The sequence below is a fragment of the Thalassiella azotivora genome, assembly GCF_054781695.1.
The window spans coordinates 1-3,070 of record NZ_BAAGTX010000047.1 but is presented as its reverse complement, the minus strand read 5'-3'; the positions used below and the strand labels follow the sequence as shown (position 1 = coordinate 3,070).

At 76.1% G+C, this 3,070-nt stretch carries 3 protein-coding genes; 1 reads left to right on the top strand and 2 read right to left on the bottom strand.

The window, feature by feature from the left end:
- Positions 1-1,127, bottom strand: a 1,127-nt coding sequence (locus ACYVQV_RS18905) for an ATP-binding protein (RefSeq protein ID WP_461024865.1), incomplete at its 3' end; no start/stop codon positions are given.
- 141 nt (positions 1,128-1,268) lie between these two features.
- Here ACYVQV_RS18905 and ACYVQV_RS18900 point away from each other — a divergent pair.
- Positions 1,269-2,681: a class II fumarate hydratase gene (locus ACYVQV_RS18900; RefSeq protein ID WP_461024864.1), complete on the top strand. Its 1,413-nt coding sequence runs from the start codon at positions 1,269-1,271 to the stop codon at positions 2,679-2,681.
- A gap of 21 nt (positions 2,682-2,702) precedes the next feature.
- Here the strand turns inward: ACYVQV_RS18900 and ACYVQV_RS18895 are convergent.
- The coding region (locus tag ACYVQV_RS18895) for an aggregation-promoting factor C-terminal-like domain-containing protein (RefSeq protein ID WP_461024863.1) at positions 2,703-3,070 on the bottom strand (368 nt) is incomplete at its 5' end.

Here is a 3,070-nt window from a genome sequence, read left to right as displayed (position 1 = left end):
CCGGCGTCGGCGGCGCCCACCCCGTCGCGGCCCAGCGCCCGGTGCAGGTGGTGGCGCAGCGCGTCGCGACGGTCGTCGACGACGGCGGCCAGCCGTGCGTGGGTCCGGCGGCAGGCCTGGTGCCCCGCGTCCTCGGTGAGCGCCCCCGCCAGCCAGCCGGGCTGCACGCGCAGCGCCCCGTCGGCGACGTGGAGCAACCGGCGCCGCAGGAGGGCGTGCAGCGCGGACGAGGGCCACCCGCCGCGCGCGGTGGCCTCGGTCGCGCTGAGCTCGTCGTCCAGCGCGGCGGCCAGCAGCAGGGCCCGTTGCTCGTCCGGCAGGGTGTGCACGCGCGCGAGCAGGTCGGTCCGGGCCGCGCTGGTCGGCGGCAGGCTGCTGGGCGGTGCGGCGCGGCCGTCGAGCTGCTCCGGGGTGAGGGCGGCGACGAGCTCGACCAGGGCGCCGGGTGAGCCGCCCGCGACGTGGACCAGCCGGGCTGCGAGGTGCCCCGGCAGGACCCGCGGCGCGACGTCGGCGAGCAGCAGCCGGGCCGCCTCGTCGTCCAGCGGGGGCAGCGGCAGGTGCTCGCTCGTCGCGCCGATCCCGGAGTCGAGCGGGCTGCCGGCGGTGCAGACGAGGGCCACCCGCTGCCCGTCCACCGACTCGGCGACGAGGGTGAGGACCTGCTGGGAGGCCTCGTCGAGCAGGTCGACGTCGTCCACGCAGCAGACGACGGGGCCCTCGAGCGCCGCCCGGCGCAGCAGCTCGGCCACGGCCACGGCCAGCGGCAGGCGACCTCCCCGGGGGAGCCGGCCTGCTCCCACGGCCCGGTGCAGGACCCGGGCGGAGTCCGGCGGGAGGTCGTCGGCCAGCGGCAGCAGCGGGCGCAGCAGCCGGTGCAGGCCCGCGCCGCGGACGTCGCGCCCGTGCCGGCACCCCGTGACGCGCAGGACGGTCGCACCGGCGTCCCGCGCGGAGGCGGCGACGTGGTCGAGCAGGCGCGTCCGCCCCGCGCCGGGCGGCCCGTCGACGAGCAGGGCGCAGCCTGCTCCCTGCGCGGCCCGGTCCAGCCGTTGCTCCAGTGCGGCGACGACGAGCTCGCGGCCACGCAGCGGACGCACTTCTTGCACCAGCACTGCATCAACCATGTCCTGATGGTGGCCGAAGGTGTCCGGTATGTGAAGACCCTGGTCCAGCGGGCGGGCGTCGGTCGCCAGCCGCGCGGGGCCCGCGGCGGCGCGACGTGGCGCGACGTGGCGCGGGGACGCGGTCCGCCGGAGCATGGGGGCATGAGCGATCACGAGCAGCACGAGGAGTTCAGGGTCGAGCACGACACGATGGGCGAGGTCCGGGTACCCAGGGACGCCCTGTACCGGGCGCAGACCCAGCGGGCGGTGGAGAACTTCCCGATCAGCGGCAGCCGGCTGGAGCGGGGTCACGTCGAGGCCCTGGCCCGGGTGAAGAAGGCCGCTGCGCTCGCCAACGCCGAGCTGGGCGTCCTCGACCGCGACGTCGCGGACGCGATCGTCGCCGCGGCCGAGGCCGTCGCCCGCGGCGACCACGACGCCCACTTCCCCGTCGACGTGTTCCAGACCGGGTCCGGGACGTCCTCGAACATGAACACCAACGAGGTGCTCGCCACACTGGCGACCCGCGAGCTGGGCCGCGACGTGCACCCCAACGACCACGTCAACGCCTCCCAGTCGAGCAACGACACCTTCCCGACGTCGGTGCACGTGGCCGCCACGGCCGCGTTCGTCCGGGACCTGGTCCCGGCCCTCGAGCACCTGGCCTCGACGCTGGAGGCGAAGGCGGCGGAGCTGTCGGACGTCGTCAAGCCCGGGCGGACCCACCTGATGGACGCGACCCCGGTGACCCTCGGGCAGGAGCTCGGCGGCCACGCCGCGCAGGTGCGCCGCGGGGTCGAGCGGGTGCAGGCCGCGCTGCCGCGGCTGGCGGAGGTGCCGCTCGGCGGGACGGCGGTGGGTACCGGGATCAACACGCCCGCGGGCTTCCCGCAGCGGGTGATCGAGCTGCTCGCCGAGGACACCGGCCTGCCGCTGACCGAGGCCCGCGACCACTTCGAGGCGCAGGGCGCCCGGGACGGGCTGGTCGAGGCGTCGGGGGCGCTGCGCACGGTGGCGGTCAGCCTGACGAAGGTGTGCAACGACCTGCGCTGGATGGGGTCCGGCCCGAACACGGGGCTCGCCGAGGTGCGGCTGCCCGACCTGCAGCCCGGGTCCTCGATCATGCCCGGCAAGGTCAACCCGGTGGTGCCCGAGGCGGTGCTCATGGTGTGCGCGCAGGTGGTCGGCAACGACGCGACGGTCGCGTGGGCCGGGGCGTCGGGGACGTTCGAGCTCAACGTCATGATCCCGGTCATGGCCCGCAACCTGCTGGAGTCGACGCGCCTGCTGGCGAACGCCTCCCGGCTGCTGGCCGACCGGACCGTCGCCGGGCTGGAGGCGGACGTGGAGCGGTGCCGGCGGCTGGCCGAGGCGTCGCCGTCCGTCGTGACGCCGCTCAACCGCCACATCGGCTACGAGGCCGCCGCGAAGGTCGCCAAGCACGCGGTCGCGCAGGGGACGACGGTCCGCGAGGCCGTGGTCGCGCTGGGCTTCCTCGAGCGGGGCGAGCTCACCGAGGCCGAGCTGGACGAGGCCCTCGACGTGATGGCGATGACCCGTCCGCCCAAGGATTGAGGGTCGCTGCGCGCGGGCGGCTCAGTACCAGTTGTTCGCCCGGCTGTGCGACCACGCGGAGCACGGCGTCCCGTAGACGTCGTCGATGTACCCCAGCCCCCAGCGGATCTGGGTGACGGGGTTGGTCTCCCAGTCGGCCCCGGCGCTGGACATCTTCGACCCGGGGAGCGCCTGGGGGATGCCGTAGGCGCTGGAGGTCGGGTTCGCGGCCGTGTGGTCCCAGTTGCTCTCCTTCTCCCACAGGGACTCCAGGCAGGAGAACTGGTCGGCGCCCCAGCCGCGCTCCGCGGCCATCACCCGGGCGACGCCGCGCGGGTCGCGGGCGGCCTCGCGGCTCGCCCGCTGCGCCTCGGACTGCCGGGCCGCGGCCGCCTGGCGCTCGGCCTCGG